Genomic DNA, 16,570 nt, shown 5'->3' with positions numbered 1-16,570 from the left:
AGTGCTTAGAAGCTGTGGTCAGCGGTATCCGGGTTCAGATCGCTGATACCCAGTTTGCCTGCAGCCTGTTCAATGGAGCCGGTCTGTTTAATCAGTGCGGCGATGGCGTCGCGCACAATTTGCTGGCCAGCCGAGTTGTCGGCAGCAATCAGCTGGTCGAAGTGCTGGCCGTTGTTGGCGCTGTCGACCAGTGCCTGCAGTTTGCCTTCGGTCGCTTCTAGGTCAGCCTTGAGGGTGCTGTCAGCAGCGCTGTCAACTTTAGCAATTAGGGAGGACAAGCTCGGGCCGGTCAGGGTGGTGCCATCAACCTTCTTGTATTCGCCGAGGTAAATGTTGCGGATACCTTTGCCGTCATAGAAGTGTGAATTGTGGGTGTTGTCGCTGAAGCAGTCCTGCTCGTCTTCGGTGGAGTTGGCTTCCAGCGCGACTTTCATGCGCTCGCCCGCCAGTTCGCCAAGGGACAGACTGCCCATGCCAAACATCATCTTGCGCAGACCATTCTCAGCCGATTCGGCTTCCAGTGTGGCGCGGTAGTTGTCGGCATCGCCGGCTTGCCACTGCGCGACCATTGTGTCGAGATCGCTGACCAGCAGGTCGGTAGCGGCCTTTAGGAACGCGCGACGGCGCTCAGTGTTGCCGCCGGTCGCACCGTCACCCACTACGAAATCTGTCGCTGGGCGCTCGCCGGCGCCTGGGTTAGTGCCGTTCAGGTCCTGGCCCCACAGCAGGAATTCGATGGCGTGGTAGCCGGTGGCAACGTTGGCCTCAGAGCCGCCCAGTTCATTAAGACTGGCCAGCAGTTCTGGGGTGAGGGTGCTGACATCGAGCGTGTCTTCGCCGATCTGGATTTCGCTATTAGCGATGATGTTGGCACTGGAGCCTGGGTTGCCCAGCGCGTGCTGGTAGTCCTTGGCGACGTAGTCGATAAGGCCTTCATCCAGCGGCCAGGCATTCATCTGACCTTCCCAATCGTCAACCACAGCGTTGCCGAAACGGAATACTTCACTTTGCATGTAGGGCGCGCGCGCAACTATCCAAGCGTCGCGGGCGGCTTTCAAGGTGTCGGCATTCGGTGTGGCAAGCAGGACGTCGACGGCGTTTTGCAAGGCTTTGCCAGTGCTGGCGGCGTCGCTGAAGACGGCTAGGGCCAGGTCTGCGTAGTGACTGACTACAGCTTTGCCAGCGGCTTCATCGATTGGGCTGATGGCCACTGCCGGTGCGCTGGTGCTGCTAGCAGCAGGTGCAGCGACTTGGTTGGCGGGGGCTTTATCTTCACTGCAACCGGCGAGTGAGATGGCGATGGCAAGCAGGCTGGCTGAGGCCAGAGGCATACGGAACATGGGCGATCCTTTACAAGTGGGGTGAAACACTCATGCGTCTGAGTGCAAAAGCCAAAACATAATGCGAAAGATTTGCATTATTCGCAAAGGGTTCGTGCAGTTTTTTGCCATAAGCTGTGGCCGAGGTCTGCGTTGGGGCAAGTTGATAGGGCTAAAATGCTCGGCCTAATTGTCTTTTGATAACCGCTCGGAGTAACGCATGAGCCTTACCAGTGTCGTCATTATTGTGTTGTTGATCCTGCTCGCGGCCTACGCCGTGGTGCTCTACAACGCGCTGGTACGCTTGAAGCACGGCGTGAGCAAGGCTTGGTCGAATATCGAGGTGATGCTCAAGCAGCGCCATGAGGAGTTGCCCAAGTTGGTCGAGACCTGCAAGCAGTACATGCAACACGAGCGCAGTACGCTGGAAGCGGTGATTACCGCGCGTCAGGCGGTTGCCAATGCGCAGGTCAAGGGCGACATGAATGCGCTGGGCAAGGCTGAAACCGGTTTGCGTGCGGGGCTTGGCCAGCTGTTTGCGCTGGCTGAGAACTACCCAGAGTTGAAAGCCAATGAAAGCTTCCAGCACTTGCAACAACGCATCAGCGGTCTGGAGAATGGCATTGCCGACCGCCGCGAGCTGTACAACGAGGCGGTCAACCTGAATAACGTGCGTATTGAGCAGTTCCCTGATGTGCTGATTGCTCGCGCTTTTGCCTTCAAGGAAGCGGTGTTGCTGCAGTTCAGCGAGTCGGAAAAAGCCGATGTCGACCTCAAGTCGCTGTTTGGTTAAACCGTGGATATTCAAGGACAGGTTGTCGGCTTGGCCTGCAGCTTGGCGGTTAGCGCAGGCGGCGCCTGGTGGTTCTTGCAGCGGTTATCGCAAGCGCGGCACCTGCTCGATACGCCGACCTCGAAGATTCGTTCGGCGGCCCAAGGCTATGTTGAGTTCTATGGCGTACTGCAGCAGAACGTCGAGGCGCAGTTACTCGGGCCGCTGACCAACACCCCTTGTCTGTGGTGGCGTTACAAGATTGAGGAATACACCTCAAGTGGCAAGAAGCGCAGCTGGCGTACTCTGGAAAGCGGCAGCAGCGAAGCTCTGCTGCAACTTGATGACAGCACCGGCAGCTGCCTGATTGATCCGCGCGGGGCGCAGGTGCGACCACTGACGCGCGAGGTCTGGAGGGGCGGTCTGCGCCACCCCCTTGGGGCAGCAAAAACTGGTTGGCGGGCGCTTTTCAGTAATGCTGAGCGCTATCGCTATACCGAAGAGCGCTTGCATGTCGGCCAACCGCTGTATGCCATTGGTGATTTCTGCAGCCGTGGTGGCGGTCGTCAGGGGCTGGATCTGGCGGCAGCCTCCGGCGCGGTGATTCGTCAGTGGAAGGGCGACTTCGCGGGCTTGCTGCAGCGCTTCGACAGTGACGGCAATGGCCAGCTGGATGAGCGCGAATGGCAGCGTGTGCAGCTCGCCGCGACGCTGGAGGCCGAAGACCGGCATCGCCAGCAAAGCACTCAGCTGGTGCAGCACTATCTGGGTAAACCCCGCGAAGCACAGCCGTTCATCCTCTCCTGCGCCGGTGAGGATGAGCTGGTGCGTCAGTTCTATTGGCAGGCGGCCGGCGGAGTGTTGCTGTGCGTATCCGGAGCACTAGCGGCGGCTTGGTTGCTGGGTATCAACAGTTTTTAAGCGAACAGAACGGCGCAACAAGAAGCCCGCCAATTGGCGGGCTTCTGCGTGTATCCCTGGGGTTAGAGCGTTGCGGGATTGGTCGCGTTGTTTAGGCGTCGGGCTTGCTTCAAGTAAGCCGTCAGCTCGCGGGCCGGCAGTGGTTTGCTATACAAGTAGCCCTGACCCTCGTTGCAGCCTTGGGCGATGATGTAGGCCTCTTGCTCAACGGTCTCAACGCCCTCGGCGATAACCTGCATGCCGAGGCTCTTACCCAATTGGATGATGGCGCGCACGATGGTCGCATCATCTTCATCTTCCAGCAGATCCTGAACAAAGCTCTTGTCGATCTTGATCTTGTCCAGCGGCAAGCTTTTTAAATAGCTCAGCGAAGAGTAGCCGGTACCGAAGTCATCAATCGCAATCAGCGCACCGGAGCGGCGCAGGCTAAGCAGGTGCTGGGCAGCAGTATTGATGTCTTCCATCAGGCCGGTTTCGGTGACTTCCAACTCTAGGCTACGCAGCGGCAGGCGATAAACCTGCATCAGGTTATTGACCACCCGCGGCAACTCGGCATGGTGCAGCTGGACGGTGGATAGATTGACCGCCATGCGCAGCTCATTAAAGCCCTGGTCATGCCATTCGCGTAGCTGGCGGCAGGTCTGATCGAGGATCCATTCGCCAATCGGGATAATGGTGCCGTTTTGTTCGGCCAGCGGGATAAACAAATCTGGCGGCACCAAACCGTGTTGCGGATGTTGCCAACGCAGCAGGGCCTCGACGCCGACCACGCGGTGATCGCGGTAATCTATCTGTGGCTGATAGACGAGGTGCAGTTGGTTTAAGGCCAGGGCGTCGCGCAGGTCTTTTTCCAGCTCACGGCGGCGGCGCATTTCACTGTCGACACTGGCGATATAGAACTGGTAACGGTTGCGTGAGCGGCTCTTGGCCAGGGTCATGGTTTGTTCGGCTTTCTGCAGCAGCTTCTCCGTGCTGTCGCCATCTTCCGGGAACAGGGTGATGCCGATAGTGGCGCGCAGACGCACTTGCTGCTGGTCGAGCATAAACGGATTGTCGAGGTCGTCGAGCACGCTTTGCGCCAGCTCGGCGGCTTCGTAAGGCTGCTCGATATCGGCCTGAACCAGAGCGAACTGGTCGCCGCCGAGGCGTGCCAGAGCACCGAGACGGCCGCTATGGCTGCGCAGGCGGTCGGACAGGGCGAGCAATAGTTGGTCGCCGGTCTGATAGCTGAATTGTTCGTTGATCCCTTTGAAGTCATCCAGGCCAACGCACAGAACCGCCACGCGACGGTTTAAGCGGCCGGCGTCTTCGAGAATTTTGTCGAGTTGCAATTGCAATTGCAGTTGCAGGCGGTTCGGCAGGCCGGTGAGGAAGTCGTACTGGGCCATGCGCAGCAGGCTGTTTTCCGCCTCACGACGCAGGCTGGTATTGCGCTCGATGGAGGAGAGCAGCTGATTGGCCGTGTTGATCCATAACCCCAGCTCGTTTTTCTCGTTGCCCTTGAGCATCGGCAACTTGTGCTCGCTGGGTCGATCCGGGTTGATGTTGGTTAGGTGCTCGATGATTTTCGACAGTGGCTTGGTTAGCAGCCAGTGGTAGACCAAATACAGCACCAGGCCCATGGCCAGGGCGCGCAGCACGCCGGAGATAAAGATGATCACCGAGTTGGTAACAAAGCTCTCGCCATAGGGGGCGGTGTCGAGGGTAATACTGAGGTCGCCGTAGTACTCACTGTAAGGGCCACGGCCGACCAGTTTAGTGGTGAAATTTTGCTCTTTGCCAAGGATTGGATCTGTCATCCAGCGCGTGGGGTTGTCGACCTGCTTACGGGACTTCTCCGCCAGCATTGGCTCATTAGGGTGGCCGATGGAGGCCATGCGCACTGACTCATGCTGGAACAGGCCTTCGATGACCTGCATGCCCATTTCCCGGTCCAGGCTGTAGACCGCCTGAGTGGAGGGGTCACGGAACATGCCAAGGATTCGATGTGCGTCGTTCTCAACTGCCTGGCGTGTCTTGTAGGCGTCGAAAACGATTTGAGCAGCGCTCAAGACCACTCCAACGATCAGCGCTGAGAGCAGCACCACGCGGAGCAATTTAAGTGAAAGGCTGTTTTTGAGTTCCAGCTTCAAGTGGCGGTTCCTTGTTCGAAGCCGTTGGCATCAGACGCACTGAGTATTGGCAAAGTCGCGCTTGCAGTCAAAGGGCCATTATCAAAGTGGGTCGAATGCATTTTGTTGCGCTGCAAGGGCACTGATCCTGGCGAGCATGCGGGCTGTTTATAGCGTATCGGTACGAGTGGCGCCTAGCTTGAGCGTAGTTGGGCAGTTTATTGCGTGTGTCTGTTTAGTTTGCAATATCCGGGTGTCAGAACATGCATGTCAGCCTTAGTCTGGCTACGTATTCGGCAGCGCCGGCTGAATGAGACATTATGTGTAAACAAGAAACCCGGCACATGGCCGGGTTTCTTATTGACTAACGCGGGTGCTTAGGCGGCGAAGTTTTTCGCGACGAAGTCCCAGTTAACCAGGTTCCAGAACGCCTCAACATACTTCGGACGTACGTTGCGGTAGTCGATGTAGTAGGCGTGCTCCCAAACGTCGCAGGTCAGCAGCGGGGTGTCGCCGCTGGTCAGCGGGCAGCCGGCGCCGATGGTGCTGGCCAGAGCCAGGGAACCGTCAGCCTTCTTCACCAGCCAGCCCCAGCCGGAACCGAAGGTACCGATGGAGGTTTTGCTGAACTCTTCCTTGAACTTGTCGAAGGAACCGAAGGCTGCGTTAATCGCGTCAGCCAGGGCGCCAGTCGGTTGGCCGCCGGCGTTTGGTGCCAGGCAGTTCCAGTAGAAGGTGTGGTTCCACACTTGAGCAGCGTTGTTGAAGATGCCACCCGAGGAGGTCTTAACGATCTCTTCCAGGGTTTTGCCTTCGAACTCGGTGCCAGGTACCAGGTTGTTCAGGTTCACGACATAGGTGTTGTGGTGCTTGTCGTGGTGGAATTCCAAGGTTTCCTTGGAAATGTGCGGCTGCAGGGCGTCATGTGCGTAGGGCAGCGGCGGCAATTCGAAAGCCATGGTTTATCTCCTAATCAGGTCAGGTGCGGTGTGCGCGAGGCCGATCACGGGCGGCCACTTCAGCGGCGTGAGTTATCTCTTTGCGCCGCAAGCCAAAGATCATAGCACTGGCCCTGCGCCTTAAACACGCGGCAACTGTGTGGGAACCCAACTTGGCAGAGTGTGCGCGGGCTTATTGCAGCGCTGTTTCAGGCCATGCTGGTGTCGCGCAGTAACTGCCAGGCAATGCTGAACATCATCAATGCCACGCCCAGATCGATAAAGCGCCAGGTGCTTGGGCGGGCTAACCAGGGGGCGAGCCAAGCTGCGCCTAGTGCCAGGAATAAGAACCACATTAATGAGGCGCTGGCCGCGCCCAGTGCGTAAGCCCCTGGCACTGTTTGCTGTGCGCCGAGCGAGCCGATCAGCAACACGGTATCCAGATAAACGTGCGGGTTGAGCAAGGTGACGGCCAGTGCCGCCAGCAGTACCGCGCGGCGTGAGCGTGGGCCCGTCTCGCCAGCGTGATTGAGTGCTTGCGGGCGTGCGGCGCGCAGCAGGGCTTGGGCGCCGTACCAGAGCAGAAACGCTGCACCGCCCCAGCGGGCGACTCCCAGCAAAATCGGGTTCTGTGCCAGCACGGCCGCCAAACCGAACACGCCGGCTGTCACCAGCAGGGCATCGCACACCACGCACAGCATGGCCACGGGCAGGTGATGTTCGCGGCGCAGGCTTTGCGCCAAGACGAAGGCGTTTTGTGCGCCCAGTGCAATGATCAGTCCGGCGGCGATCAGCAGGCCGTTGCTATAGCTTTGCCACATGCTGATTACTCCGTGCCATCGGCCAGTTGCTGCAGCACGGCGAGGGCACGCGGGCCGTCGGCATGGGCGACAAACAGGTGGTCGTGGTAATAGCCGGCGATCACATTGCAGCTGATCGCTGCGCCCGCCAGCGCGCCCGCCACGGCCGCCGTCAGCCCCACTGCCGCTAGCGCTGAGTGAACTTCGAGGGTCAGCCAGGCCGCTACATAGTCGATTTCAAGATGCAGCTGTTCGGCCTGCTGGCGCTGCACAATCACGCTCAGGCCTTCGCGTTCCTGAAAGCTGCCCAGCGGCTGTACACCTTGCAGTTGAGTGGCATCAGTCAGGCTGCAAAAAACGTAGGCACCCTCGTTCAGCACGGGCGTCATGCTGCGTAACAAGGTTGTTAGTGAGGTTTCGCCGGCCATATGGAGTGCTCTGATTGTGGTGGGGAATGTGGCGAGTCTGTTGCGCGCGGATGTATAAGAGAAACAAATATTGGTGATTACTCATTAGGAGAACTGATTTGCTCGACTACAAATTACTCGCCGCCCTGGCTGCTGTTGTGGAGCAGGCCGGCTTCGAACGCGCCGCTCAGGTGCTGGGTTTGTCGCAGTCGGCGGTGTCCCAGCGCATCAAACTGCTGGAAGCGCGGGTGGGGCAGCCGGTGTTAGTGCGCGCGCTGCCGCCGGTGCCAACGGAAATCGGCCGGCGGTTGCTTAACCATGTGCAGCAGGTGCGACTGCTAGAGCGCGATATTCAGGCACAGGTGCCTGGGCTGGATGAGGGCGGGCCGCCCGAGCGGCTGCGCATCGCATTAAATGCCGATAGCCTGGCCACCTGGTGGGCGCAGGCCGTGGGCGGCTTCTGTACGGAGCAGGGCTTGCTGCTGGAGTTACTGGTGGAAGATCAGGATGTGGGCCTCAAGCGTATGCGGGCCGGTGAGGTCGCGGCCTGTGTGTGTGGCAGCGAACGTCCGGTGGCCGGCGCACGGGCACTGTTGCTGGGCAGCATGCGTTACCGCGCCTTGGCCAGCCCTGGGTTTATTGCGCGGTATTTTCCCCGGGGCGTAACGGCCGCGGAGTTGGCGCAGGCGCCGGCGATTGTCTTTGGTCCGGATGATCTCTTGCAGCATCGCTACCTGTCGGCGCTGGGCGTAGAGGGCGGATTTGCCTACCACCTGTGTCCGTCGTCCGAAGGCTTTGTGCGGCTGGCCGAAGCTGGTTTGGGCTGGGGCTTGATGCCTGAGCTGCAGGTGCAGGAGGAACTGGCGGCGGGCCGGTTATGCGAGTTACTGCCTGAGCGGCCGCTGGATGTGCCGCTGTACTGGCATCACTGGCGCAGCGGCGGTGAACTGTTGGGCGCATTGACCCAGCATTTGCAGCGCCATGCCGCTGCCGGGTTAGTGGCTGCGAAGCGCTAAGTCGTTAGCGCTAAGCACCGTGGCGCAGCCGTTAGTTGGTTTAGTCGAAGCGGATGGCCTTCGAGCCCGGCAATTGCTCCACACAGCGTGCGCCGAGGAGTTTTGATGGGGTGAAGTAGCCGCCAGGGCCGTTGTAATCAAGCAGGTGCCTTACTGCCAGCAAGGCCCCGTGCACGGTCACGTCATAGCCGTTGGCGGTTTCCAAGCGAGCGGTTTTCACCACGCCGGCGGCATTGCGCGCCTCGCCCCAGAGCCAGGTGCGCTGGCGCGCACGGGTGGCTTCGTCGGGGCCACTGACGCGTTTTTCAATCAGCCGCTTGAGCCAGTTCTGCACGGCATCCAGACCCAGCAGGGGCCGCAGTGGGTCGATCAGGCGCATGACAATCGCCGCGGCTGTTGGCGTCGGCAGATACACCTCGATATTGTCGATGCCCGTGGAGTGGTAGGCGGTGGAGACATCGCCCCAGGGAATCGTCACCGCGGGTTTTTCACCGCGGCCAAAGTTGATGGCGCGGCGTTTATAGCCCAGCGGCACATCGGTGATGACGCCTGCGCGGCGCACTTTGCCGCCCAGCTTGAGGCCTTCCACTGAAGTTTTGGCGGTGCCTGGCGACAGCCTGCTGCCCGAGTCGAAGCCCAGCGCCAGGTGCGTGGCATCGGGCAGCGCTTGATGCAGGCAGGCGGCCAGGCAATCGCTGGGGATTACATCGAAGCCTACCCCTGGGCACACCACCACGGCCTGTTCACGCGCCTGCTGATCACGCCGATGCGCCGCCTCAAACACGCTGATCTCGCCCGTAATATCGACATAGTGGGTGGCGCTGGCCAGGCAGGCATCGATCATCGGCGCACTGGTGGCAGAAAATGGCCCGGCGCAGTGGGCGACCACCGCAATATCGGCGAGGGCCTCCTTGGCGCGGTCCGGCTGGTGAATATCGAAAATCCGGCATTCCAGGCCCAGCAGGCTGCCAAGGGCGTGCACCGCCGCCGGGTTGCGCCCCGCCAGAATCGGTGTGAGGCCCTGGCGCTTGGCTTCGCTGGCCAGCAGGTGGCCGGTGTAACCGTTCGCGCCGTAGATCATCCAGTGCGTGGCCATTCAGTAACTCCTTTGTCATACGGTGTGGGGCACAGCTTAGCTGCTACCGCGTTGGTTGCTGGCCTATTAGAGGGTAGGCGCAGTCGTTGTTCTGGCCTGCAATGCCACGGCGGACGCTGCTGGGCGCTGCTAAAGTGGCGCATCGAGTATGTTCAGCGGGGGCGGCAATGAAGATTCTGGTAACCGGGGCCAGCGGTTTTATTGGCGGACGTTTTGCCCGCCATGCCCTTGAGCAGGGTATGGATGTGCGGGTCAACGGTCGCCGCGCCGAGGGTGTTGAGCACCTGTGTGCACGTGGTGCGGAGTTTATCCAAGGCGACCTGGCCGATCCGGCGCTGGTGCAGCAGCTGTGCCGGGGCATCGATGCAGTGGTGCACTGTGCCGGCGCGGTCGGGGTGTGGGGGCGCTACGAGCACTTTTATCAGGCCAACGTCAGCGTCACTGAAAACGTGGTGGATGCCTGCCTGAAGCAGAAGGTGCGGCGGCTGGTGCACCTGTCTTCACCCTCGGTGTACTTCGACGGCCAGGCACATATCGCTTTAAAGGAAGAGCAACTGCCCAAGCGTTTTTCCGATCATTACGGCAAGACCAAGTTTCTCGCCGAGCAGCACGTGTTTGCGGCCCAGGAGTTTGGCCTGGAAGTGCTGGCGCTGCGTCCGCGGTTTGTCACCGGCGCAGGCGATACCAGTATTTTCCCGCGCTTGATCAATATGCAGCGCAAGGGCCGCTTATCGATCATCGGCAACGGTTTGAATAAGGTCGACTTCACCAGCGTGCACAACCTCAATGAAGCCTTAATGAGTTGCCTGCTGGCAGCGGGGCCGGCACTTGGCCAGGTGTACAACATCAGCAATGGCGCGCCAGTGCCGCTGTGGGATGTGGTCAATTATGTGCTGCGTAAACTCGAACTGCCGCCCGTCACGCGCCATCTGCCTTATGGCCTGGCCTACAGCGCCGCAGGGTTGAACGAAGGGCTGTGCAAGCTCTTGCCGGGCCGTCCGGAGCCGACGCTATTTCGCTTGGGCGTGGCTGTGATGGCCAAGGACTTCTCCCTCGATATCAGCCGCGCGCAGCAGTACCTGGGGTACGACCCCAAGGTCAGTCTGTGGAGTGCGTTGGATGAATTCTGCGCCTGGTGGCAGGCGCAGCACCCGCGCTGACTCAGGCGTAGACGCGTTGGCCGCGGTACATGCGCACCGAGTCACTGGTCGGCCGAGGCGCATGCTCTTCCACCAATAGTGGGTGCCCGGCCTGCATGCGCGGTGCGGCGCCGGCCGGCGCGAAAGGGCGGTCGCTGTACTGGGCGAGCAGCTGCCCCAGTCGGCGGGTTTCCTCGTTGCTTGAGGTGAGACAGGCGCTGAGCATGCTGTTGATCGCGTCTGGCTGGCTCAGGCGAATGTCCAGCGCCAGCTCTTCTCGCAGCCGACGGCGCAGGCTCTTCATACAGTCCAATACTTCTCTGTTTAGCTCCATCAACCTTTCCCCCGTTATTGCCGCTGGACTGCATGCCCTGATGTTGCGCCGATGTCGCCAGTCTGTGACTGCAAAGCGCATACCAGTCCAGCGTCTGCGGAACTGCGCAGGTTGCAGCGTGTCGATGACCTGTGCCGTGCCCTTGGTCAGTGCGTTTCGCCCCGACTTGGCGCGACACTGAAGCGTTGCGCGCGAACCGTTATACTGCGCCGCATTTGTGACCCCCGCGCTTTCTTGAAGGTTGACCCATGCGTAACGATGCCCACGACGAACTCGATCACGTGCCTAGCCTGCGGGCAGAACAGCGCGATCACGATGAGTATGCGACCGATCACCCAGACTCCCCACGCGGCAGTGGCTATGGCCGTACTGCCACGGCTGCACCGATCAAGCCGGCCAGCACGGGCCCGCTGTGGGCGCTGGTTGGCGCGTTGATGATTGCCTTGGGCGGGCTCGGCTGGTGGAGCTTTCAGCAGATCAGCCTGATGGAGCAGCAACTGGTGGCCACCCAGGAGAGCTTCGCGCGGATCAGCGAGGAAGCGGCGGGGCGGATTCAGGATATTTCCGGCAAAGTGGTGGCCACTGAGTCTTCGGTGACCAGCGGCAGCGAAGCGCTGAAGCTGCGCGTTAAGCAGCTGGAAAGCCAACTGGTAGAGTTGGGCAAGCGCGAGCAAGGTGCGAGCAGTCAGCAGAGCGAGCAAAGCAAACGCCTTGAGCAACTGGCTGTGCAACTTAAGGGCCAGGAAGGGGGTGGCGCAAAGCTGGAAGCCACGCTCAACAAACTCAGTAGCGAGCAGGCAGCGCTGACAAAAGAACAGGCCAGCCTGAAAAGCGCCTTGGCGGCTCAAGCCAAGCTCGATGAGAAGGTGGCCGGGTTGAGCGCTGATGTAGCGGCATTGAAGAAACTCGGTAACCCTAACCAGGCTATCGCTCGTCTGGAGCAGGATCTGCTGGTGGTTAAAGGTGACCTGGAAACCCGTTCCGCCGGTAACAGCACGGCTGAGTTTGACGCCTTCCGCGCGCAGATGACCCGCAATATCAACACCCTGCAGGCCCAGGTGCAGAACCTGCAACAGCAGATCGACGCCCGCTGAGGCGCTTTGCGAATTGGCTGAGCGCGGGTCGTCTGTTGCAGTGGCGCCCGCTGTAGCGCGCGAATAATTGCGCGCTTTCAGTATCTGCAGCGCAGCGAAGTTCGTGCCCCGCGTGACGGCCAGGTCACCAACTTGCAATTGGCTCAGGGCAACTATGTGCAGGCCTATTTTGAGGAAACCAAATTACCCGGCATTCAAGTCGGTGCGGCGGCCGAGGTGATCTTGATGAGCAGCAACGAGCCGCTGCAGGGCAAGGTGCAAAGCATCAGCTGCAGCATCACCGACCGTAACTCAGTGGTGGATGCGCAGCTGTTGGCCAACGTTGAGCCCACCTTCAACTGGGTGCGTTTGGCTCAACGGATTCCGGTGCGTATCGAGCTGCAGAGCCTGCCGCAGAATGTACCCCTGAGTGCGGGGATGTCGGCCCGCGTTAGGGTTGACCCGCCAGCCCCGCGTGATTAAGGCCTAGCCGAGGCGGTTGATCTGCGCCGGTGTGCGCTGCATCAGTACCTTGCCGGCACGGATCGAAACCAGCGCGTGGCCTTGGCTACGGAGCATTTCGTAGTCGTCAGGCGCGGACAGCACCAGCAAATTCGCTGGGCGTCCTACCGCCAATCCATAGCGCTCGCCCAGGTTCAGGGTTTTCGCGCTGTGGTCGGTGATGAAGTCCAGGCAGCGCTGCAGGTCGTCGTAACCGAGCATGTGGCAGATGTGCAGGCCGGCTTCGAGAATACGCAGAATGTTGCCGTTACCCAGTGGGTACCAAGGGTCGACGATGGAGTCCTGCGCCAGGCAGACGTTCATCCCCGCCCGGTCAAGCTCCGCCACGCGAGTCAGACCGCGGCGCTTGGGGAAGCTGTCGAAGCGACCCTGCAGGTGGATGCTCTCGGTGGGGCAGGAGATAAAGTTGATCTTCGATTGCTTGAGCAGGCGAAACAGCTTCGAGCAATAAGCGTTGTCGTAAGAGCCCATGGCCGTGGTGTGGCTGGCGGTAACGCGCTCACCCATGCCGCGCACGCGTGCTTCCTCGGCCAGCACTTCGAGAAAGCGCGAGTGCGGATCATCGGTTTCGTCGCAATGCACATCCACCAGGCAGCCGGTGCGTTCGGCCAGGTCCATCAGGAATTTGATCGAGCTGACGCCCTGCTCACGGGTGTTCTCAAAGTGCGGAATACCGCCCACCACATCGGCGCCGAGGGCTATCGCCTGCTCCATCAACGCGCGGCCGTTGGCGAACGACTCGATGCCTTCTTGGGGGAAGGCAACAATCTGCAAGTCGATCAGGTGACGCACTTCGTCGCGCACCTCGACCATTGCCTTGAGCGCGGCGAGCGTCGGGTCGGTCACGTCGACGTGGGTGCGCACGTGCTGAATGCCATGGTCGACCAGCATGTCGATGGTCTTGCGCGCACGCTGCTTGGTGTCTTCATGGGTGACTAACGCCTTGCGCTCACCCCACAGCTCAATCCCTTCAAACAGCGTACCGCTCATATTCCAGGCCGGCTCGCCGGCGGTGAGGGTAGCGTCGAGGTGAATGTGCGGCTCGATAAAGGGCGCCGTCACCAGATTACCGGCAGCGTCCAGGTCGTTGGCATTCGCCGCGACGAGGGCTGGTTGTTCGATGATCGCGGCAATGCGCTCACCGTCCAGTTCGATGCGGTACAGGCCGGGTTGTTTGCGTAGGCGGGCGTTGACGATGTTCATCCACTATTCCTTGTACTTCGCGGCGGTGAGAGTCGCCAGATTTGCAGGGCTACGGCGATGTTCAGGCGATCATGCGGATCGTCGAATGAACAGCCGGTCAGGGCTTCGATACGTTGTAATCGATGGCTCAGGGTATTGCGGTGTACCGCCAGACGTTGGGCGGCTAGGGCCAAGTTGCCATTCTCATGGAACCAGGCTTCCAGGGTTGGCATTAGCACGGGCTCGTGGCGCGAATCATCGCCAATCAGGGCGCCGAGTATGTTTTCGACGAAGCGGTCGAGCAGGGTGCGATCACGAATTGCGCCGAGCAATTCAAGCACGCCCAGTTCGTTGAAGCTGCACAGCCCCAGGCGCTCGGGGAACGATTGCGCCGCGACTAAGGCTTGGCGCGCTTCACTTAGGCCGTGGGCATAGCGTTCAGGGCGGTGATCGCCGTCGCTTAGGCCGAGAAACAGGCGCAGCGGCGCCAGTTGCTGATTGAGCTGCTCCAGTAGTTTCATCATGGTGCGTCGGTTGCGTTGCTCGTGTTGGCTGTCGCGGGCGGGTAGCAAGGCGATCCAGTGCTCGCCTTGGCAGATTGGTGCCAGGGCGTCACCGAGTTCACTCAGGCTCTGTTCTAACTGGCGTTGCAGTTGCTGGCGGTGGCTTTGCAGCTGACGTTCAGCTTGATCTGGCGGTTCGGTGCTGAATAAACGCTCGCCACCGTCGAGCTTGAACAGGGCAACCTGCCGCGGCACCGCCAGGGGTAGACGCAGGTTATCGGCGCGCTGCAGCAGCACATCCAGCGAGCGATAGTCGCCCTCCAATAGCTGTTCCAGCACATGCTGGCGCGAGCGGCCGAGCACTTGCTCCTCGACCAAGGCCGTACCGATGGCCTGGGTGACGATGACCATTTTTAACTGGTAGGGCTGCTCCAGTAGAGGGAGGCCGAGGTGCTCGGCCTCGTCGATCACCGAGCGGGGGATGTGCTGGATAAACTCCTCACCGGTCAGAATGACCAGGCCGGCGACCACCCGCTGGTGGCCTTCACGCACCAGCTGCAGCAGGTTGGCTTCGTTACGCGGATGGTTGATGCCGGTCACGAAAATCAGCTCGCCGCCCATCACCCAATCGGCAATACCTTCGTTCTCGGCCACGTATGGCCAGCGTACCGGGTTGTCCAGCCCGGCAGCGCCGGCCCGCAATTGCAGACTTTGCAGGCCGGGGAGGGCGAGTACGTCAGCCACGCGTAGGCTCATGGGTTGGCTTTGGCCTGCAGTTGACCGCTCAACGCACGTTGCACTTCAAACAGCACGATATGAGCAAGCGCGCCGACCACAATGCCAACGATGGGGGCCACCCAGGGCGATAGGTACGCGCACACTGCACCGATTAGGTAGGCGCCAAGCCCTGTCCAGTTGAAGGCCGGTAATTGCGCCTCGGCCAGTTTCGGGTAGTGCTGTTTATGGCAGTAAAAATAGTTAGCCATGATCACCCCGCCGATGGGCGGAATGATCGAGCCAAGCAGGATCAGGAACGGAATCAGCATTTCGTACATGCCGCCGATGGCCAGCAGGGTGCCGATGCCTGCGCCGACCATGGTCACGGTTTTGCGGCGGTCTGTGCGCAGCATGTTGCAGCCGGCAGCGGCGAAGTTGTAGATGGTGTTGTCCTGAGTGGTCCACAGATTAAGGAACAGCATCACCACGGCGGCCATGGATAAGCCTTGCAGTACCAGCACTTCAACCACATCAGGCTGTTGGTAAACGATGGCCCCATAGGCACCGGCGATGATCATCAAACCGTTGCCGATAAAGAAGCCGATCAGGCTCGAAAACACCGCCACGCGGCCGCTTTTGGCGAAGCGGGTCCAGTTGGTGGCCTGGGTCGCGCCGCTGACGAAGGTGCCGAAGACCAGGGTGATGGCCATGCTCAGCGTCATGCTGTCCTTGGGCTCGATGGCCAGCAATGCTGTCCAGCCACCTGCATCACGCGTAGCAATCCACAGCGATGAAACCAGCAGAACCAGCATCGCCGGCACCGCCACACGTGACAGCAGGTCAAGGCCACGGTAGCCAATAAAGGCGGTGATGCAGAAGCCGAAGCCAAACAGCACCATTAGCGGAATAGTCAGCCCCTCGGGCAGGCCGAGTAGGCGTACCAGCACCAGAGCAATGGTCGCAGTACCCCAGGCATACCAGCCAATTTGCGTGAAGCCGAGGAGGAAGTCTGACAGTTTGCTGCCCATCTCGCCGAAGCAGAAACGCCCCATTAGCACCGAGTTGAGACCGCTACGGCAGGCGATCAGGCCCAGTGCGGCCGCATAAAGCCCAAGCAGCAAGTTACCGAGCACGGCGGCCCATATGAGGGTTTTGAAGTCGAAGGCCATGCCAATCTTGCCGCCGGCAAACATAGTGGCGGTAAAGAAGGTGAAGCCGAACAGCAGAACGGAGGTTGATAGCAGTCCTTTGCGCGCGCCACTTGGCACTTCACTCAGGGGGTAGTCGCTGTCTTGCGGGGCTTGGCTCATGTCCATCTCTCCAGAGTGGGTAAGAACCTGGCGATTGCAGGCAACGTGCCACTTTATACAGGGGCATATGCCTGGGCGAGAAGGACAAGGATAGCTGTGCAATCTGCACAATGAAGTGCGGGTTTATCTATTTTTTCAGACAAATTTTTGTGACAAGTGAACAGGGTGGTCTGCAACGGGGCAGATCATGACTGGTTTGCACGCATTTGGTTCGGGTCATGAGCGGAGGCAAGCGAGCAACTAAGCTGGCAAGCGTCTTGCTGTCACTGATCACCACGTCGTAGCGCCAGTCAGTGTCGTACTGACCCGCAATAGGGGGCTTTGCGCAGCAAGTTTTTCGTGTAGATGACGGCGGAGCATGGGGCATTTGAAACGCCCGATGCAATGCACCGGGCGTTTTCAGGCCTGGA

Annotated in this window: 15 protein-coding genes and 1 pseudogene; 6 read left to right on the top strand and 10 right to left on the bottom strand. The window is 60.2% G+C overall.

The annotated features are described in order from the left end of the window. Positions 1-5: 5 nt before the first annotated feature. Complete coding sequence (locus BMZ32_RS03725) at positions 6-1,340, bottom strand: imelysin family protein (RefSeq protein ID WP_090239753.1); 1,335 nt, start codon at positions 1,338-1,340, stop codon at positions 6-8. A 199-nt stretch (positions 1,341-1,539) separates the two neighbouring features. On the opposite strand from BMZ32_RS03725, the gene BMZ32_RS03720 reads away from it, so the two are divergent. Continuing rightward, positions 1,540-2,112 carry a LemA family protein gene (locus BMZ32_RS03720; RefSeq protein WP_090239751.1) on the top strand — a complete coding sequence of 191 codons (573 nt, stop codon included), beginning with the start codon at positions 1,540-1,542 and terminating at the stop codon, positions 2,110-2,112. 3 nt (positions 2,113-2,115) lie between these two features. After that, complete coding sequence (locus BMZ32_RS03715; protein ID WP_090239747.1) at positions 2,116-3,012, top strand: GIDE domain-containing protein; 897 nt, start codon at positions 2,116-2,118, stop codon at positions 3,010-3,012. A 62-nt stretch (positions 3,013-3,074) separates the two neighbouring features. On the opposite strand, the gene BMZ32_RS03710 is transcribed toward BMZ32_RS03715, so the two are convergent. From BMZ32_RS03710 to BMZ32_RS03695, 4 genes are all read right to left on the bottom strand, one after another. Beyond that, entirely contained in the window at positions 3,075-5,144 is a 2,070-nt protein-coding gene (locus BMZ32_RS03710; RefSeq protein WP_090239740.1) for a putative bifunctional diguanylate cyclase/phosphodiesterase, read from the bottom strand. A gap of 356 nt (positions 5,145-5,500) precedes the next feature. Continuing rightward, complete coding sequence (locus tag BMZ32_RS03705; RefSeq protein ID WP_090239738.1) at positions 5,501-6,082, bottom strand: superoxide dismutase; 582 nt, start codon at positions 6,080-6,082, stop codon at positions 5,501-5,503. 188 nt (positions 6,083-6,270) lie between these two features. Continuing rightward, positions 6,271-6,882, bottom strand: coding sequence for a LysE/ArgO family amino acid transporter (locus tag BMZ32_RS03700; RefSeq protein ID WP_090239735.1), 612 nt, complete (start codon positions 6,880-6,882; stop codon positions 6,271-6,273). Positions 6,883-6,887: 5 nt separating this feature from the next. Next, positions 6,888-7,289 carry an ACT domain-containing protein gene (locus BMZ32_RS03695; protein ID WP_090239732.1) on the bottom strand — a complete coding sequence of 134 codons (402 nt, stop codon included), beginning with the start codon at positions 7,287-7,289 and terminating at the stop codon, positions 6,888-6,890. Between the two features lie 98 nt (positions 7,290-7,387). On the opposite strand from BMZ32_RS03695, the gene BMZ32_RS03690 reads away from it, so the two are divergent. After that, positions 7,388-8,284: a LysR family transcriptional regulator ArgP gene (locus BMZ32_RS03690; protein ID WP_090239729.1), complete on the top strand. Its 897-nt coding sequence runs from the start codon at positions 7,388-7,390 to the stop codon at positions 8,282-8,284. Between the two features lie 40 nt (positions 8,285-8,324). On the opposite strand, the gene BMZ32_RS03685 is transcribed toward BMZ32_RS03690, so the two are convergent. Continuing rightward, positions 8,325-9,380 (bottom strand): saccharopine dehydrogenase family protein, encoded by a 1,056-nt coding sequence (locus BMZ32_RS03685; RefSeq protein ID WP_090239726.1) that lies wholly within the window; start codon positions 9,378-9,380, stop codon positions 8,325-8,327. 167 nt (positions 9,381-9,547) lie between these two features. On the opposite strand from BMZ32_RS03685, the gene BMZ32_RS03680 reads away from it, so the two are divergent. Next, positions 9,548-10,540: an NAD-dependent epimerase/dehydratase family protein gene (locus BMZ32_RS03680; protein WP_090239724.1), complete on the top strand. Its 993-nt coding sequence runs from the start codon at positions 9,548-9,550 to the stop codon at positions 10,538-10,540. A 1-nt stretch (position 10,541) separates the two neighbouring features. Here the strand turns inward: BMZ32_RS03680 and BMZ32_RS03675 are convergent, their stop codons facing one another. Next, positions 10,542-10,853, bottom strand: a complete 312-nt coding sequence (locus BMZ32_RS03675; protein ID WP_090239722.1) for a hypothetical protein — start codon at positions 10,851-10,853, stop codon at positions 10,542-10,544. 248 nt (positions 10,854-11,101) lie between these two features. Between BMZ32_RS03675 and BMZ32_RS03670 the strand changes: the two genes are divergently transcribed. Together BMZ32_RS03670 and BMZ32_RS03665 are read left to right on the top strand one after the other, a co-directional pair. Then, on the top strand, positions 11,102-11,947 hold the full coding sequence (locus BMZ32_RS03670) for an ATPase (RefSeq protein ID WP_090239720.1): 846 nt from the start codon (positions 11,102-11,104) through the stop codon (positions 11,945-11,947). Between the two features lie 84 nt (positions 11,948-12,031). Next, positions 12,032-12,409: pseudogene (locus BMZ32_RS03665) on the top strand (HlyD family secretion protein); the annotation flags it as partial. A 3-nt stretch (positions 12,410-12,412) separates the two neighbouring features. Here BMZ32_RS03665 and codA read toward each other — a convergent pair. Genes codA through codB form a run of 3 tightly spaced genes read right to left on the bottom strand, consistent with a single transcriptional unit; the run spans position 12,413 to position 16,160 of the window. Further along, positions 12,413-13,651, bottom strand: a complete 1,239-nt coding sequence (gene codA / locus BMZ32_RS03660; RefSeq protein ID WP_090239717.1) for a cytosine deaminase — start codon at positions 13,649-13,651, stop codon at positions 12,413-12,415. Next, positions 13,648-14,889 (bottom strand): PucR family transcriptional regulator, encoded by a 1,242-nt coding sequence (locus BMZ32_RS03655; protein WP_090239714.1) that lies wholly within the window; start codon positions 14,887-14,889, stop codon positions 13,648-13,650. Before BMZ32_RS03655 ends, codA begins: the two co-directional genes overlap by 4 nt. After that, on the bottom strand, positions 14,886-16,160 hold the full coding sequence (gene codB, locus BMZ32_RS03650; protein ID WP_090239711.1) for a cytosine permease: 1,275 nt from the start codon (positions 16,158-16,160) through the stop codon (positions 14,886-14,888). The genes BMZ32_RS03655 and codB overlap by 4 nt, the downstream gene beginning before the upstream one ends. Positions 16,161-16,570 lie beyond the last annotated feature (410 nt).

Origin of the sequence: Pseudomonas guineae, assembly GCF_900113745.1 — a bacterium.
In the GTDB taxonomy this organism is placed as follows: domain Bacteria; phylum Pseudomonadota; class Gammaproteobacteria; order Pseudomonadales; family Pseudomonadaceae; genus Aquipseudomonas; species Aquipseudomonas guineae.
The sequence above is the reverse complement of the archived record's forward strand: the minus strand, read 5'-3'. Positions and strand labels throughout refer to the sequence as shown.